Origin of the sequence: Xenorhabdus thuongxuanensis, assembly GCF_001908095.1 — a bacterium.
GTDB lineage: Bacteria > Pseudomonadota > Gammaproteobacteria > Enterobacterales > Enterobacteriaceae > Xenorhabdus > Xenorhabdus thuongxuanensis.
Genome location: NZ_MKGR01000024.1, coordinates 21,373 through 38,137, shown reverse-complemented (window position 1 = coordinate 38,137; position 16,765 = coordinate 21,373). Strand labels below are relative to the sequence as shown.

At 41.3% G+C, this 16,765-nt stretch carries 11 protein-coding genes and 2 pseudogenes; 6 read left to right on the top strand and 7 right to left on the bottom strand.

Annotation, left to right across the window (positions count from 1 at the left end):
• Nucleotides 1-395: 395 nt before the first annotated feature.
• The gene (locus tag Xentx_RS14325) at nt 396-1,235 is read right to left on the bottom strand and encodes a DUF927 domain-containing protein (RefSeq protein ID WP_208607590.1); all 840 of its coding nucleotides are present in this window, start codon (nt 1,233-1,235) and stop codon (nt 396-398) included.
• On the opposite strand from Xentx_RS14325, the pseudogene Xentx_RS18580 reads away from it, so the two are divergent.
• A pseudogene (locus Xentx_RS18580) lies at nt 1,152-1,765 on the top strand (IS1 family transposase); the annotation flags it as partial. The gene Xentx_RS14325 and the pseudogene Xentx_RS18580 overlap by 84 nt on opposite strands.
• 160 nt (nt 1,766-1,925) lie before the next feature.
• Complete coding sequence (locus Xentx_RS14310) at nt 1,926-3,704, top strand: ABC transporter ATP-binding protein (RefSeq protein WP_074020930.1); 1,779 nt, start codon at nt 1,926-1,928, stop codon at nt 3,702-3,704.
• Between the two features lie 277 nt (nt 3,705-3,981).
• Here the strand turns inward: Xentx_RS14310 and Xentx_RS14305 are convergent, their stop codons facing one another.
• From Xentx_RS14305 to Xentx_RS14285, 6 genes are all read right to left on the bottom strand, one after another.
• The gene (locus tag Xentx_RS14305) at nt 3,982-4,788 is read right to left on the bottom strand and encodes a PhzF family phenazine biosynthesis protein (RefSeq protein WP_074020929.1); all 807 of its coding nucleotides are present in this window, start codon (nt 4,786-4,788) and stop codon (nt 3,982-3,984) included.
• Entirely contained in the window at nt 4,778-5,431 is a 654-nt protein-coding gene (locus Xentx_RS14300) for a helix-turn-helix transcriptional regulator (protein WP_083600986.1), read from the bottom strand. The genes Xentx_RS14305 and Xentx_RS14300 overlap by 11 nt, the downstream gene beginning before the upstream one ends.
• A gap of 771 nt (nt 5,432-6,202) precedes the next feature.
• Nucleotides 6,203-6,337 (bottom strand): hypothetical protein, encoded by a 135-nt coding sequence (locus Xentx_RS19845; RefSeq protein ID WP_279625095.1) that lies wholly within the window; start codon nt 6,335-6,337, stop codon nt 6,203-6,205.
• 213 nt (nt 6,338-6,550) lie between these two features.
• Nucleotides 6,551-7,552, bottom strand: a complete 1,002-nt coding sequence (locus Xentx_RS14295; RefSeq protein ID WP_074020926.1) for a ParB family protein — start codon at nt 7,550-7,552, stop codon at nt 6,551-6,553.
• Nucleotides 7,549-8,751, bottom strand: coding sequence for an AAA family ATPase (locus Xentx_RS14290; RefSeq protein WP_074020924.1), 1,203 nt, complete (start codon nt 8,749-8,751; stop codon nt 7,549-7,551). The genes Xentx_RS14295 and Xentx_RS14290 overlap by 4 nt, the downstream gene beginning before the upstream one ends.
• Before the next feature lie 952 nt (nt 8,752-9,703).
• Nucleotides 9,704-10,603 (bottom strand): hypothetical protein, encoded by a 900-nt coding sequence (locus Xentx_RS14285; protein WP_074020923.1) that lies wholly within the window; start codon nt 10,601-10,603, stop codon nt 9,704-9,706.
• Between the two features lie 595 nt (nt 10,604-11,198).
• Here Xentx_RS14285 and Xentx_RS14280 point away from each other — a divergent pair.
• From Xentx_RS14280 to Xentx_RS20175, 4 genes and pseudogenes are all read left to right on the top strand, one after another.
• Nucleotides 11,199-11,612, top strand: coding sequence for a DoxX family protein (locus Xentx_RS14280; RefSeq protein WP_074020921.1), 414 nt, complete (start codon nt 11,199-11,201; stop codon nt 11,610-11,612).
• Between the two features lie 198 nt (nt 11,613-11,810).
• Nucleotides 11,811-12,944, top strand: a complete 1,134-nt coding sequence (locus Xentx_RS14275; protein WP_139292500.1) for an efflux RND transporter periplasmic adaptor subunit — start codon at nt 11,811-11,813, stop codon at nt 12,942-12,944.
• Nucleotides 12,941-16,033, top strand: a complete 3,093-nt coding sequence (locus Xentx_RS14270) for a MexW/MexI family multidrug efflux RND transporter permease subunit (protein ID WP_074020919.1) — start codon at nt 12,941-12,943, stop codon at nt 16,031-16,033. The genes Xentx_RS14275 and Xentx_RS14270 overlap by 4 nt, the downstream gene beginning before the upstream one ends.
• A 129-nt stretch (nt 16,034-16,162) precedes the next feature.
• Nucleotides 16,163-16,295: pseudogene (locus Xentx_RS20175) on the top strand (IS1-like element transposase); the annotation flags it as partial.
• Nucleotides 16,296-16,765 lie beyond the last annotated feature (470 nt).

Below are 16,765 nucleotides of genomic sequence, written 5' to 3'. Positions count from 1 at the left end.
CTCAGTTGTCTCAATGAGATCAACTAATTGATTTTTAATAATTTAATTATTTTCTCTGAGACAACTTAGCTATTTTTGGTTGTCTCAATTTCTCATGACTTCGAGAGTTTATTTTTTATCTTTATGATTAATAACGATTTAACTTGTTTTGCTAGGTTGTCTCAGCCCTCTTTTTTGGTTGTCTCAGTAAAAAAATGGCCTGCCAGTGATAAGATTATTTTTATTTTCTGGGTTGTCTCAAAATCCCCCTAAGTTGTCTCAAAACAGGGTTAAGTTGTCTCAGGGTTGTCTCAGAAATAGATACTGTTTTATATAAATATCATATAGTTAATTATTTAATATATCCTTTGAGACAACCGAGACAACCTATAAATAGACTTTTCGTGATGTGGTATTTACTCCTCTTCATCCGGTATAAACATCATCACATACGCCCGCTGCTGCGTGTTCCCTAAGTGCCTCAGGCGGGGCGTTCTGCCCTGATAACCCTTTCCTTTGGCAGGCTTCTTTAACATTCCAATAGTGGCTAATGCGGCTGCGAATGACTCCGGGTTAAATCCCTTTGCCATTTCCTCCTTAAATGCGGATGGCAGGGTATAGAAAATGACAGGGGCATCATCATGTCCACTTTTTTTCTCCCGATACCCCGCTAAATCACGGATAGGCAAATCCCGATCATCATAGGGTAATGGTGCATAACGGCTCATTCCGTAGGTATTCAGGAATGCCGTTGCACGCTCCACTATCTGCTCAATTTCTTTGTTGCCCGTCCCGAATTCCGCTAACCAGACATTGAAAACCGCCTGTACCGTATCGCGGCAATCCTGCTCACTCCAGCCAGTGACAACATGCCCCATAAGTAATGCGGCTTCGATAGCAGCAAAGCGATCACTTGCTCGGTGCACCTGTTCGCCATAGCTGGACGGGATTAACTTACTCCAGCGCTTTTGTGCGGCTCTGTAGGCTTCCATTGCTTCGGCTTTGTGGTGAGAAAGATATTCAATCCAATAACGCCCGGCTACACCATAGTTAGCCCTGCAATTGATTTTGATTGCGTCAGCGTGCTCTTTCCCTGTTTCGCACTCGTGTAGCTCTGTGGCGCGTTCTATCGGGATATTGAGCAAGCGCACTAACTGCCCGGCATTAACCTTCAACGCTATCGCTGTTTTTCCTGCCAGCGCACCTTCCAACTGGATTACGCCTATCGCGCGTGCCAAGCGGGTATAAAAGAACACGTTGTTGACCTTGCCATGAATAATGCGGGTATCCGTGATACGGCCCGTGCATTACATATCAGTATCAATGCTGTTGTTCGCACTTTAAAAAACTCCAACCACGATGCGTAACAACGCTCCCACTGGATAATGTCAACGTTCAGCTCATTTGTGAAGTTGATGAGGTGTGGTCATTTGTCGGGAATAAAAAGTGCCAACGTTGGTTATGGTATGCTTGGGAACCTCGATTAAAACGTATCATTGCCCATACATTCGGAGCAAGAAGCAAAAAAACACTCAAGAAACTCCTCAAAAAACTGGCTTCGTTTAATGTTGTCTTTTGGTGTACAGATAATTTCAAAGCTTACAGTTTATTACCCAAAAACCAGCATGTTGTCGGAAAAACCTTCACTCAACGTATTGAGCGGGAGAATTTGACGTTGCGCAACCGACTTAAGCGACTCAATCGTAAAACGTTGGGTTATTCTAAGTCACCGGAAATGCATGATAAAGTCATCGGGACTTTCATTGAACGTGAATACTATGTTTAACACAAATCAACGGATTGAATACGCGACCGATTTTGACATTGGAACACTATCTGATGTTCTTCAATATGAAAATATTAATAGTTGGGTTTATCCTATTCCTTAGAAAGCATCCGGAATTTTATAAAAAGCACTACTAATTAAAACTTGGATAACGAAATATATGGATAATTTTGACGATTACGAAAAACTTTCTGCGCGCCATGTCTCTTTAAAACGCATTCTGACCCTATTTAAGCCTTGGCGAGGACGCATTATTTTTATTGGTTTACTCATCGTCATTGGGGCTGGTATCGGCGTTCTCGCGCCCTTTTTATTACGCGAAATTATTGATACTGCACTACCTCGACAAGACATACAACTCCTTGGCTGGTTAACATTAGGTTTGATCGTGATTACCGCTCTAAACGCAGGGATTAACGCAACACAAATGATATTATCTACCAAGATAGGTCAAGCCATTATGCACGATCTACGGGTACGGCTCTATGGGCACCTGCAAACACTTTCTCTTGCCTTTTTCACTCGAACTCGGACAGGCGAAATTCAATCAAGTATCGCCAGTGACATTGGCGGACTTCAATCTGTCGTCAGCAATACGGTGACCGAAATCATTCGCAATGCCACCATTACCGTAACCACCGCCATCGCGATGCTGTTGCTGGACTGGCGACTCGCCCTGTTCTCCTTTGTCGTCTTGCCGCCATCACTCTGGATCAGCCACAGAGTCGGACTCATACGTGAACGCCTGACGCATCAACAACAAGATGGTCATGCAAATATGTCTGCGATCGTACAAGAGACCCTATCAGCGCCAGGCATTATCCTGTCGCGTACTTTGGCACGTGGTCTTTTTCTGATCCAGCGTTTTGAAAACGCATCGTCCAAAACCTTGCATTTAGAAGTGCGTGCACATACTGCCGGTGAATGGTCATGGTCGGTGATTGAACTATTACTCGGTGCGATGCCAGCGCTGACATTACTATTGGGTGGCTTGCTGATTGGACAAGGCGTGCCAGTTACCATCGGTACGCTTGTGGCCTTGATCGCACTACAGGAACAATTGTTGTGGCCCTTAGAAAATTTATTGGAAAATACGGTAAAACTGCGCACTACACGGGCACTATTTACACGTATTTTTAAATATTTAGACACCCCTCCTGATATTGTAGAGCCTGTTCAGGTTCGAGACTTCCGTAATGAAGGTTCGCGTGGCCATGTACGATTTGAAAACGTCAGTTTTAGCTACGATAATACTGACATGTCAGGCTTATGCAATGTGTCAATAGATATCCCAGCAGGGAGTCATGTGGCTATAGTCGGGCCTACAGGTGCAGGTAAAAGTACCTTCGGTTATCTTCTGGCTAGACTCGTTGATCCGAGTCAAGGTCGAATTACCATTGATGGTATTGACCTTCGAGAAATGAGCTTTGAACAACTTGCAAGCGTACTTGGCGTAGTCACGCAAGAGCCATTTCTCATGAATGCCAGCATCGCAGAAAACTTACGCTTTGCCTGCCCAGAGGCCAGTGATAAGGATCTTGTTGCATCTGCACGTACTGCACAAATCCATGATTTAATTGTCTCGCTGCCTGAAGGCTATCAAACCAAGGTTGGTGAACGTGGCTATCGCTTTTCAGGCGGGGAAAAACAACGCCTCGCGCTGGCGCGAACGATCCTTCGTAACCCGCCAATTCTACTGCTGGATGAGGCAACAAGCGCGCTTGACAACACAACAGAGAAGGCAATTTCTCTAGCTTTAGCGCAAATGGCATCCGAACGCACAGTCATCTCTATTGCGCACCGTCTCTCTACTATTCGTCATGCGGATCAAATATTGGTGCTCAAGGATGGTCAGTTAGAAGAATGGGGAACCCATCAACAGTTGGTCGAAAAAGATGGCATCTATGCCGGACTGTTACGTACAGCTGAGCCAACTTAAAGGATGGTGAGCCGCCTAAGCAAGTACAGTGCCAGTAAAAGGGTATCTATCGTATTATGAACAGACTCGGTTTTCTACTACGTTAAAATGGGGTAATCAGAGCATGACAGAGATATCAATGCGGCGTTCAATATCAACCAGCAGGGTTTAGGCGGCGGGTCTCGTCGTCTCTGCTCATGGAGGCCAGCGTCAAACTTGTCACGCATAAGCAGCGACCTGTGAAGTGGGAAGCCTCGCCCGATAGGGCGGGGAGCAGTTACAATTTTCCAGCCTATTTTTAAAAATGAAAGGTTCCTTCAATCATTAATCGTGCAGAGCCGTAAAGCGCGATACGACCATCATCTCTTACGATGCAACGTAGCGTCCCTTTGCGGTTGCCTCCCTGCTGTGCCGTGAGTTCAGATTTCCCGGTACGTCCCGCCCAGAACGGAGCCAAAAAGGTATATGCCGACCCAGTTACCGGATCTTCATTCACGCCAACCCGCGGGCCAAACCACCTGGAAACAAAGTCAAACTGGTCATCATCCGCTGTCACTATGATACCGCGAGTTTTAAATACCGCCAGTTTATTAAAATCCGGACTGAGGTGCTCAATGGCGGATTTATCTTTTACCAGCACGACAATATCATCTGACTGCCAGATACCTTCTACTTCGTCGATGATCCCCAGCGCAGCAAGCAATCCTTCTGGTTCTTCGATTTCCTGAACCGTTTTTGCCGGGAAGTCCATGCAGTATTGATCCCCTTCTCTACTGACGGACAGAGTCCCGCTGCGGGTAAAAAAACGGATAACATTTTCAGGATAATTCTGTTTGTTGAATAGTACCCAAGAGGCTGCCAGCGTAGCATGACCACAAAGATCGACTTCTACAGTGGGTGTAAACCAACGCAGATGAAAACCGTCTTCTGACGGCACAAAAAAAGCGGTTTCAGAAAGATTATTTTCGCGGGCAATAGCCTGCAAAATGGCATCAGTAGGCCAATGTGTTAGCGGACAGACACCTGCGGGATTGCCGTTAAACGATTGTGATGTGAAGGCATCCACCTGATAGAAAGGGATTTTTGTAATATCATTATTTTTCATTGAGTTTATCCAGATAGTTATAAATGGTATAACGTGTCACACCGAGCGCTTTCGCAATATGGTTGACACTACCTTTGATTTTAAAAAGCCCCATAGCATATACTTCAGCCACAACCCGCATTCTGAACTCTTTGTTGCTTTCTGAACCCGTAGCTCTGAATCGTGAAAGCAGCTCATCAATGGACTGTTCGGATAAGCTGTTTATATTATTTTCCTGTTCGATCAACACCACAGGATCAGGAACCAGATAGTCCAATTCGCGCTTTAAGCGCGTTACGATGTCGGTGTCGACATTCACGCAAAACGCGACTAAAGGGCAACCGTTGTAGTCGTAGTAAAGTGTCGAAGAGCTGTGCAACTTTTTGCCCGCAGCAGTGATTGTCGTATAGCCGCTAAACACATGATGAGATAAATGTTGGGGTTTATCTATCAGGCCTAAAAAAGCCTCATCCTCATTTGGCCCAGATAGCAGGGCATCACCTTTTTTACGCCCACTGACATGCCCGTTTACTATATCGATAACAGATGCTTCCGGTCGGGTAAGATCGTGTAGTACAGCTTCTGTATTGGCAGGTAATGTCGTCCTAAGAGCTTCCAGAGAGGCCGAAAGTACGTTTATCAATATGCCGAGTTCATTATTCATATTTTCCTCGTTCATGAGTGACTACTTGCTTGAAGCTCTATTTCCACATCAAGATCGAATGCAACTAGATGATGGTGCCATAGAGAGGTTGTCCGTCTAGACTCATTGATACCTGTCCTGACAGAAAAAGAAAGCCATTCGCTTCTACTACGTCGGAGAAGAGAAAAGGCTTCATTGTTGAGTAACGAGTAAAATTCATAATGAAGATCTGGCGGTAAAAAGTATACGTCACGATAACACTGCCACAACAAAAAAATCAACATAATTTTAATTATCAACAAAGTGTTTATTTTGAATCACAATATCCGTGTTGCAAAAACAGGAGCGACCATAAATTCTGAGATAACCTCAAACAGGAAAGGCAAAAACAACGATGTCGCTTCTCTACTCCGTGCTAGTATCACATACCTGATTTCACCTATAAGCCCTATCCTGTTTGCAACACTGTGTGCCGTCATTACCACCACGTCTTGCAATTCTATGTGCGAGAAAAAACCGTTACAATCGCCAGTGGGTTGGATTAGTTCGACAATGTATAGATATCTACACCTCGACAGGATGGGAAACAGTCACATGATATGCAAGAGATTCACGAAGAAAAAATGAAATTTCCCCGCTATTTATTTTTTATTTATCAATTTGATTTAAAAGTGTTTTTTTAAATATTTTCAGGCTGAAAACCCCAATTTTTCATTCATAAGAAAGAGAAAAAATATTCGCATTTGTGTATAAACAATGGAGTACTTCAGAGTAGCTAAAATCAACCTTTCCTTACAAGATATCTACATCAAAAAAATAGCCTTGTACGGTTAATATCTCTGTTAATTCACCTGCTTTTGGCAATTCACAAAGTTGGACGATACCGGATAAATGCGTAACGAATTTATCAACTCCAACCGAATACATGTATAAATCTAGGAATCATCAAGCATCTATTTATGGTGGCGGACTTTCTATTGTTGGCAATAGGCTAACGTCCAGATTGTTAGTGATAAGAGATATCACGGAGATGCCGAGTGTTTACAGCATCTCTGCGGCTACGCGAAAATCTCATATGTCTTCAGAAAAATTAAGCCTGGTTATCAGCGAACATATTGAAGCTCTATGAAATCTGTATTATCAATCGTCTTCTGCTGATTGCGCTTTTTTTTCGTTGTACGATTTAAAGATGTCCTGTAACGCTTTATCTATACGGGATTGCAACTCTTTATCAATACGGGAAAACTCATAAACAAGGGTTCTATTTTTTGGATTTTCTTTTCGCCTCGCATACGTACGCTTATCTTCGAATTCAATCAATGGAGTTACCACTGCGTGGCTTATGGGACGTGAAGCTCTACGGGTCAATTTTATATTGCGAAAATGATTCATAATCGCATTCTTAATGGCATCTGGTGCCTCTTCTTCTATTTTTTCCTTATCTATTTTCTCTCGGACTTCATCCAATATTTCTGCTAATGAAAGCTGACGCTTTTCTATCTCTTTTACCATATCCAGCAGAAATTTATAATCTGGCAGGGAAAGTTCAGAGACGATTGGAAAAAAGGAAATTATTTCAATCGGAACTGATGCAGCCTGAAATGCGCGTGTGACCTTCGCGTTCGAAATACCCTCAACTTTGGCGATCTCACTCTTCGTCATCCCACTATCCAACATCAATTGAAAACGCAACCCCAACTCACGTAAATTATGCTCTTTGGCTGTCTGTAAGTCGGCTGCCAACTGACGGGCATCTTTTACGTTAATGTCTTCAGAGGCTACTAAAACATCCAATCCAATATTCAAAAAGATACAAGCAGCACGACGACGGGAACCGTCTAGAATTTCAATTTTCCCATTAACAATACGCCCAATGGTTGGGAAAAACTGCTGCAAATGTATCGTCCTAATAATGTCCTGCAAGGACTCTTCAGTCAGCATACTTTGGTCACGGCCATTAATGGTGGGGTCAACAAACGTCTTTTCTTGCAATTCATTTGCTGGTATATGCTGGCTCGTAAAAATTACCTTTTTCCCTGAGGCAAGAGTGAACGTCCGGTTTCCGGCTATCTGAGAAACCATCAGACTACTCAGTGGAGAATTCCCCATTGTGCGACCGAGCCGCTGAATAGGTTTGCTCACGGTTGACTCCTTATGTACTCAATTCTGTCAAATACAGCACGGACAAAAATATCAGCCTGATTTTTGGCGTTTCTTAGTGCATCCGCACTCCCCGGATACGATGCTGGATTGGCGCTAATCACCGTATCAAATGATTCGCCACTGCGTTCAAATCCATCCAATCGAGGAAGTGATGCATCCAGCATAGATGCGGTAAAGACTTCACGAGCATAACTTTGTGAAGTCTGGTGATCGTATTTGGTGCTCATTTTCGACATGAAACCAATATTGCCACGCAACCGTAATTGTATTCCTTCAGCCTCAATTCGCTCTACCATTTCTGGCAGACGAGTCAAATATTTCATTGTTGAGTGAAAATCGACTTGGGCGGGTGGTGTTGGTGTCAATAAAATGTCACTGGCTGCGATAGCATTGAGCATAAATGCGTCGAGATGTGGCCCTGTATCGATAAGAATGAAGTCGTAGTCTTTAGAAAGACGATCAATAACTGTTTTCCGCAACACTTCAGACGGAAACATGCCTGGCAAATATTGCTGTACCAGTTGACTCCACTCGCTAGCTACGAAAGCATCATCAATAGAGGCAGGTATTACATCCACTCCTGACATAACCGTAGGCCGTACAAACTGTTCAATAAGTTGTTCACGACTTACGTTGTTAAGCATCGCCTGAGCAGCTGTTTCCAGAACAGAACCAATACTGTTGTGATGACTTAGGAACATTGTGCTAGATGCCTGTGGGTCCATATCAATCACAAGAATACGTAGATCGTTATGAATTAAAGAAGGATGAGCACGCAAACCATGTGCAAGTGTTACCGTCGATACCGTTTTTGATACCCCACCTTTGAGGTTAACTACGAAGATCGTAAAAGCCTCTCCCCACTTATCTCGATAAGTCGGAATATTGCGGTGTTTATAGATATCGACGACATTTTGAAGTGTTAGTGCATACTGAGAAGTAGAACCAGTCTGACGTTTGCCAAATATGTAACCCTGTGCTTCCATCTCCACTACTGCCTGATCCACAGAACGACGATTCAGCATAGGCATTTTGGCTACAGTATTTTTCGTGAAAGTTTGATAATACCTAGTTTGTTTAAACTCTATACGTTGCTGCTCGATCTGATTACTCAGCCCTTGCAACATTATCTCCGCTCTTTTCGCAGTGTCTAAAATTCCACCATAGTTTTTTTTCATATGTACAACCTTATCCAAAATGTACAGAATAAGTATGATTGTACATAGTTTATATGTTTTTCTAAAAAAAGTTGTACAAATTTAAAAAATAATCATAACTGATTTGCTTCGAAGAAGTAGAATTCCATCTTGGCAAGATCGTAACGTGGTCAAATAGCATGTTTTCAAGAACAGATTGACAATAAAACAGGCAATTGTTCCCCTAAATATGTTCTCGGGACATGTAATAAACAGCATATTTGCAGGAACGGATTAGCAACAAAACAGGCAATTGTTCCTCTAAATATGCTCTTATGGCCAGGTAACAAACAGTATATTTGCAGAAACACCCTCATTACTGCATATTTACAAGAACAAATTGACAAAAAACAGGCAATTGCTCCTCTAAATATGCTCTTATGACCAGGTAACAAACAACATATTTGCAGGAACATCCTCGTTACTGCATATTTACAAGAACAAATTGACAAAAAACAGGCAATTGTTCCTCTAAATATGCTCTTATGGCCAAGTAACAAACAACATATTTGCAGGAACATCCTCGTTACTGCATATTTACAAGAACAAATTGACAAAAAAACAGGCAATTGTTCCTCTAAATATGCTCTTATGGCCAGGTAACAAACAGTATATTTGCAGGAACACCCTCATTACTGCATATTTACAAGAACAAATTGGCAACAAAGCAACCAATTGTTCCTCTAAATATATTCCTCCTATGAACACATAAAAAATACATATTTAGAGGAACGATATTCATGTAATAAATTGTAATATAAGGAATATGTGTTTTTTTAACATAACGAAACATATGTGCTTTCACACTGCATATTTAGAGGAACATTTTTAAAAAAACGTTTAACTACATGTAATTATGTAATCTACATCATTCAAAAAGAACAGCATAAAAACGTAATTCATTAAAAATACCTTCTATTATTAAAGAAATCTATCAATCTTCTGTCTCAGTTAGATCTGGATCACGAGAATTGATCGAGAAATAAACTTGACGCTTTCCTCCTCTAACCTTATAGCCTTCGGTATAAGTTAAGTATTTGACTTCCTCTAACAACTTCATAGCACGGCGCACAATCATCAGTTGTTTTCTAGGTTCAGAACGCATATTCAAGCGCTTCATGAGCCTGTCAAAAGACACAATCTGGACTTGATTGTTCGGTAGACCTTCCAAAAAAGTATAAATCGCCTTAGCTACTTCATCACGTTTAATCGCCGGGAATACCTTCAACTTGAGCACACGTTTTAGGTCAATATCATAAAGGTCTTTTAAGCCAGGATTGTATTCAAGAACGACTTCATTGTTAGCGGTATCAACTTTGGAAAAATTAATAAGATGGGTAGTTGCGCTGATTATTTCTTCTCCCATGTCTTTATACACAGACAACGAAGTAGATGTAATCTTACGCAGTGACTTTGCGATTCTTTCTTTAAGGTTTTTATTCACCTGCCTTGTACTGAACTCACAAAGCCGAGCAAAATCAGTGAAAGACATTGAAATCTGATTTTCCACAAGAGGATATTGAGTAAGTGCAGAAATAATAGCAACCCAGACTCGGAAATCAGTATCCATGTCGAGCTTTGGGCCGCTTATCGTCACTTTGTTATAACCTTCTTTATTAACGATCTCCAAATTACGAAGCTCTTCAGAAGCATCCATCGTTCGGTTAGCAACGTTTTTCTTCTCTCGCATACCAACAGGACAGAAAACACTCAATCTTAAAAGGGAAAGTGGCTGAATAGATCTTGTGCTTGTGGATGAAATGTATTCTATTTCGCCAGTTGACTTATTCAAATACTCAACAGATATACCTATATCATTGATATCTTTAGACATTTCATATTATCCCAGAATGTTCATTTGCCCACAAAGAAAAAGACATTTACATGTTTACAGGAACATTTATAGCATATTTAGAGGAACAGATTAGCATATTTAGAGGAACAGATGACATAATTGCAAGAACATATCACATATTTAGAGGAACAAAACAGCATATTTAGAGGAACAAAAAGTTCTATAACATTTTGTTTAATAAATAATTTTCCTACCTTAGATCCTTTAAGATCTTTTTAAAGATCCTTTTTTAGATCAATTAAGATCCTATAATTAGATCCATATTGTTAATAATGTGGATAACTTTAATACATTACTAAGATGACACTAGCTGTTATAGTGCATCAGATAACCCCAGAACCATCTATCAGCCCACTACTCAGCTTCCAAACAACAACTCTGCTACGTTTTGATATTTCTCTCAGAGAATTAAAGACACATTAAAATCAATGTCTTTATCTTTCACCTTATCTATTGACCTCAAGTTAACTTGAGATTTTATACTGCATACTTAATGTTTCTGTTAAAAACTACTCTATATTTTCATAAATTGAAAAAAGACAGTGTCTTCTACTTAAAAGGTAAAGACAAAATTATGCAATGGTCTGTTAAGAATATTCTGGAGAGTTCTTGGTTATGGATTATTACTCGATTACTTCTTTTGTTTATTTTCATTCCGTCAGGGCTTGCCAAGATTACCGATTTTGAAGGCGGTCTTGCAGAAATGAGAGCGGCAGGTTTACACCCTGATTGGTTTTTCAATATTTCATCAGCGATTGTTTTACTTTTCGGCTCAATATTGATTTTATTAGATCGTTTTGTCTGGTTCGGTGCAGGTACATTAGCTGTCTTTCTTTTGTTAACTATTTTTATCGTCCATACTTTTTGGAATCTCTCCGGCGAATATGCCAAAACTTCTTTCTACTTTGCGCTTGAACATACCACTGTAATTGGGGGATTGCTAGCAACTGCGATTGCAAGCCATTTAAGAAAAAAACTTAAGGCATAGACAAATATCTCACATACAGGAACTACTATGGCTGATCAAATACCGAGTTCGAAAATTAACATTTTCCCATGACTATCTACCGTTATACCGTTATTTCATTGGAGAGCAGTCAATTTATCAATTTTGTTTGCAACAAAAATGACTAACCACTCGAGAAAAACTCAATTCAAAATTAAATTCTTTAAGAGGTTGATACAAATGATAGGAAAAAAAATCTCTGTTAGTCTAGGAGTTGCTTTATTGTTAGTAATTAGTATTTTTATTTATAACCTAAATAGTTCTGCTAAGAATGAATCAGGGAGCATAGCTTATCCCCCTATAAAGGTAGCCTTAGCGGAAGTAAAAGAGACACATCTTCCAAAAATATTACATGGTGTTGGAGAACTTGAAGCTGACAAACAAGTTTATTTGGCAGCGGAAACCAGTGGAAGAGTGACAAATATTACATTTAAATCCGGTCAATATGTAGAACAAGGCCAATTATTAGTGCAAATCAACGATAGAGTTGAACAAGCTGAACTTGGCCGTTTACAAGCTCAATGGAGAAATACTGATAAGTTATATCAACGCACTAATAAATTATTTACTAGCAAGGTAGTTTCCACATCAGAATTAGATAAGGCATTAGCAGAGCGCGATATGGCATTAGCGGCCATTCGCCAAACAGAAGCACTGATTGCCCAGAAAACTATTCGAGCTCCTTTTTCAGGCATCATAGGTATCCAGCAAGTACAAGTAGGGCAATACCTGCATGCAGGAGATGCGATTGCCAGTCTGGTAGATGCCAAAAAACTCAAATTGAATTTTTCTCTTGATGAACAGACAAGTCCTAACCTAAGTATTGGGCAGTCAGTCAATGTGTTAATTGATGCATATCCAAATCAGAATTTTCCTGCCCGAATAAATGCTATTGACCCTTTGGTTGGTAAATCCCGCACTGTACAGCTACAGGCAATCTTGGATAACCCCGATGGAAAATTGAAAGCAGGTATGTACGCCAATATTCAGGTCGTACGTCAAGAAAATACGCCCGTTTTGACTATACCAGAGACAGCTGTGACTTATACCGCCTACGGGAATACTGTATTTATAGCACAAGGGACAGTACAAGATCCCAAACAGCCTATGACAGTAAAACGTGTTTCCGTTGATGTGGGACAAAGTTGGAATGGTTTGGTGGAAATTCAAAAAGGATTGGCTAAGGGAGAAATAGTTGTGACATCGGGTCAACTGAAATTACATGATGGTATACCTGTGGTCATGGTTGATGAAGATACACTGAGTACAGCAAAACCCTCCACAACAAGTGCTTTAATGGAGACGGAAAAATGACATTTACTGATATTTTTGTTCGTCGTCCGGTACTTGCTCTGGTAGTTAGTACATTAATCTTGTTATTGGGGTTATTTTCCCTCAGTAAACTTCCTATCCGACAATATCCACAATTAGAAAGCTCAACAATCACTGTTACGACAGAATATCCGGGGGCTTCATCCGATTTAATACAGGGATTCATTACCCAGCCCATTTCACAAGCTATTTCTTCTATTGAAGGTCTCGATTATCTATCATCTTCCTCGGTGCAAGGCAGAAGTACCGTCACAATTCGCATGGAACTTAACCAGGATTCAACCCAGGCTCTGGCACAAGTGATGGCTAAGATAAACCAGGTTAGGTATAGGCTGCCAAAACAGGCTTATGATCCTGTTATTGAACTCTCATCAGGGGAATCAACAGCGGTTGCCTATGTTGCATTCTCTAGTGATATGTTGCCTGTATCGGCGGTGACAGATTACCTTTCAAGAGTGGTTGAACCCATGTTTTCATCTATTGAAGGTATTTCTAAAGTACAAGTTTTTGGAGGACAACAACTTTCTATGCGCTTGTGGTTGGATGCAGATCGCCTAGCCGGGCGTGGATTAACCGCAGCAGATGTGGCCACAGCAGTCAGGCAAAATAACTATCAGGCGGCACCAGGAAAAGTGAAAGGTGAATATGTCGTTTCAAATGTCAATGTTAATACAGATCTCACCAATGTTAATGAATTCCGTGATCTGGTTATCCGTAATGACGGCAATGGATTAATTCGTCTCAAAGATGTAGGCACAGTAGAATTGGGTTCTGCAGCCACTGAAACCAGTGCAATGTTAAATGGTAAGACAGCGGTGCATCTGGGATTATTTTCAACACCAACAGGGAATCCACTTATTATTGTCGAAGGTATCAGACAATTGCTACCGGACATCGAAAAGACACTTCCCCCAGGCGTTAAGGTTGAGTTGGCTTTCGAAACTTCCCGCTTTATTCAGGCTTCCATCGATGAAGTTACTAAGACCTTATTAGAAGCATTGATTATCGTGGTGACAGTGATCTATCTCTGTTTAGGATCGTTGCGTAGTGTATTGATCCCCATTGTTGCTATTCCTTTATCAATGTTGGGCGCAGCAGGGTTGATGTTGCTATTTGGTTTCAGTATCAATTTATTAACATTATTGGCAATGGTATTGTCAATCGGTTTGGTCGTCGATGATGCGATTGTAGTGGTTGAAAACGTACATCGCCATATTGAGGAAGGGAAATCACCAATCGCCGCAGCGCTGATCGGCGCAAGAGAAGTGGCTGGTCCTGTGATTGCCATGACGATTACCCTTGCTGCAGTGTATGCACCAATTGGTTTAATGTCGGGTCTGACCGGTGCACTATTTAAGGAGTTTGCTCTAACATTGGCTGGAGCGGTTATCGTCTCAGGTATTGTGGCACTTACTTTATCCCCAGTAATGAGTTCTTTTCTATTAGATTCTAGGCAGCAAGAAGGAAGAATGGCACAGATGGCTGAAATGTTTTTTGATAAAACAGCTCATTATTATTCTCGCTTGCTAAATATCTCTTTACATTATCGGTGGATAACGGGCGGATTTGCTGTATTGGTTGTCATCAGCTTACCCTTACTTTATCAGCAAGCCAGTCAAGAATTAGCGCCGGTTGAAGATCAAGCAGGGGTTCTGGCCGCAATTAAGACACCACAACATGCTAACCTAGACTATGTGGAACAATTTTCTCACAAACTAGATCGCGTATTTAACGATGTTCCGGAAATGTCCGTTACATGGATTATCAATGGAGTTGATGGGGTTTCTTCGAGTTTTGGCGGCTTAAACTTATCAGAATGGAGTGAACGTAAGCGCTCAGCTTCAGAGATTCAGGCGCAATTACAGATCGCTGTGGGAGAAGTAGAAGGTAGCAATATTTTTATATTCCAGCTTCCGCCACTGCCTGGTTCTACTGGGGGACTGCCAATTCAGATGGTACTACGTAGCTTACAGGACTATCCTGTCCTGTACCAAACGATGGAAGATATTAAGCAGCAAGCACGCTCAAGCGGGTTATTTGTTGTGGTAGATAGTGATCTGGATTACAACAATCCGGTAGTACAAGTGCAGGTTGACCGTACGAAGGCCAATAGTCTGGGGATTAGAATGCAGGATATTGGTGAATCATTAGCGTTGTTGGTAGGAGAGAACTATATCAACAGATTTGGGATGCAAGGCCGTTCATATGATGTTATTCCACAGAGTATACGCAGCCAACGATTAACACCGGAAGCTTTATCCCGTCATTTTGTTCGGACTGAAAACCAAAATATGATCCCACTTTCTACGGTTGTCTCTGTTTCGACAAAAGTTGAGCCAAATAAACTGACCCAATTCAATCAGCAAAATGCGGCTATTTTTCAAGCTATTCCTGCACCAGGTGTGACTATGGGGCAAGCGGTGACTTTCCTTGAGAATGTGTTGGATAATTTGCCTGCAGGATTCAGCTACGATTGGCAATCAGACGCCCGTCAATATAAACAAGAAGGGCATGCCTTGCTTTTCGCATTCTTGGCGGCATTGATCATAATTTATCTGGTATTGGCCGCCCAATATGAAAGCATTGTTGATCCTTTGATTATCCTTATCACCGTTCCACTTTCTATTTGTGGCGCTCTGATCCCGTTAGCTATGGGATATATTACTCTGAATATTTACACTCAAATTGGATTAGTAACACTGATAGGGCTTATCAGTAAGCACGGTATCTTAATGGTGGAATTTGCCAATAAGTTACAGGAAAGCGAAGGGCTGGATAAGCGTTTGGCTATTTTGCAGGCAGCTAAAATCCGTCTTCGTCCGGTATTGATGACGACGGCCGCTATGGTAATTGGCCTGATCCCACTGCTATTTGCTAGTGGTGCAGGTGCAAATAGCCGCTTTGGCATTGGATTGGTGATTGTAACGGGTATGTTGGTAGGAACATTTTTCACCCTATTTGTATTGCCAACTATATATACCCTACTGGCAAAAAATCACTCTGCTTCTGCGATAACACCAAGAAAACAGCAGCTTATGGAAGCTGATAAGATACTAAATAAAACAGTTTAGCGCTCTGTTTAAGAAGGAAACTAAAATGCCTGAGGTACAACAACGCTTTTATCAAAGAAAAACGTTAATCGTACCTCAAGCTATAAATTCAATGGGAACCAAACTCTTTCGCTGCCGCCGTATGAAATTCAGTTGGAATACACTTATCACGTTTATAAACCCGATATGAAAGTAGTTTGTTGATATGGCCATGAATAACTCGTATATTCGTGATACCGCTCGTATCTTGAAAATTGGTATTAATACTGTCCTTCGCCATTTAAATCTATGGTCGCTATATGAACACATCCCGTTAGCAAGACAAAAATCACGTTGACATCGACGGTAAGTTGTGGCTCTGGCGACCATTCAGGTTTAGCAAGTCACGGTCTGACCTGTTTTTGTCATTATTATTATTGCCTCAGCAATCTTTCTGCATTCATCCTTGTCATTAAATATTGAGGTTAATCAGTGCCAAGTTTTAATTAAGGCCTGACACTGACGTAATCTTTTTGGTAATCCCGCTGATGGGCTAAGTGCGATGGTGTTCATAATGGTAGCGTCTATCAGAGATAATTACCCTGTTAATATACCGTCGCTAGGGTGAGAGCGGCCATCTTGTATCTTTAATCTGGTTTATGCTGGTTAAGTGAGATTGGCAACAATCATGCAGTCAGACAACCATCAAGGGATTAAGCCCGTTAATGAGCTTTCGACGCATGATTGTTGCTTTTCTTCGAGAAACCCGAACAG

Excerpts from the sequence above, each read along its gene's own strand:
- Xentx_RS14310 (WP_074020930.1), top strand. The coding sequence starts at position 1,926 with ATGGATAATTTTGACGATTACGAAAAACTTTCTGCGCGCCATGTCTCT.
- Xentx_RS14305 (WP_074020929.1), bottom strand. The coding sequence starts at position 4,788 with ATGAAAAATAATGATATTACAAAAATCCCTTTCTATCAGGTGGATGCC.
- Xentx_RS14300 (WP_083600986.1), bottom strand. The coding sequence starts at position 5,431 with ATGAATAATGAACTCGGCATATTGATAAACGTACTTTCGGCCTCTCTG.
- Xentx_RS19845 (WP_279625095.1), bottom strand. The coding sequence starts at position 6,337 with ATGTATTCGGTTGGAGTTGATAAATTCGTTACGCATTTATCCGGTATC.
- Xentx_RS14290 (WP_074020924.1), bottom strand. The coding sequence starts at position 8,751 with ATGAAAAAAAACTATGGTGGAATTTTAGACACTGCGAAAAGAGCGGAG.
- Xentx_RS14285 (WP_074020923.1), bottom strand. The coding sequence starts at position 10,603 with ATGTCTAAAGATATCAATGATATAGGTATATCTGTTGAGTATTTGAAT.
- Xentx_RS14280 (WP_074020921.1), top strand. The coding sequence starts at position 11,199 with ATGCAATGGTCTGTTAAGAATATTCTGGAGAGTTCTTGGTTATGGATT.
- Xentx_RS14275 (WP_139292500.1), top strand. The coding sequence starts at position 11,811 with ATGATAGGAAAAAAAATCTCTGTTAGTCTAGGAGTTGCTTTATTGTTA.
- Xentx_RS14270 (WP_074020919.1), top strand. The coding sequence starts at position 12,941 with ATGACATTTACTGATATTTTTGTTCGTCGTCCGGTACTTGCTCTGGTA.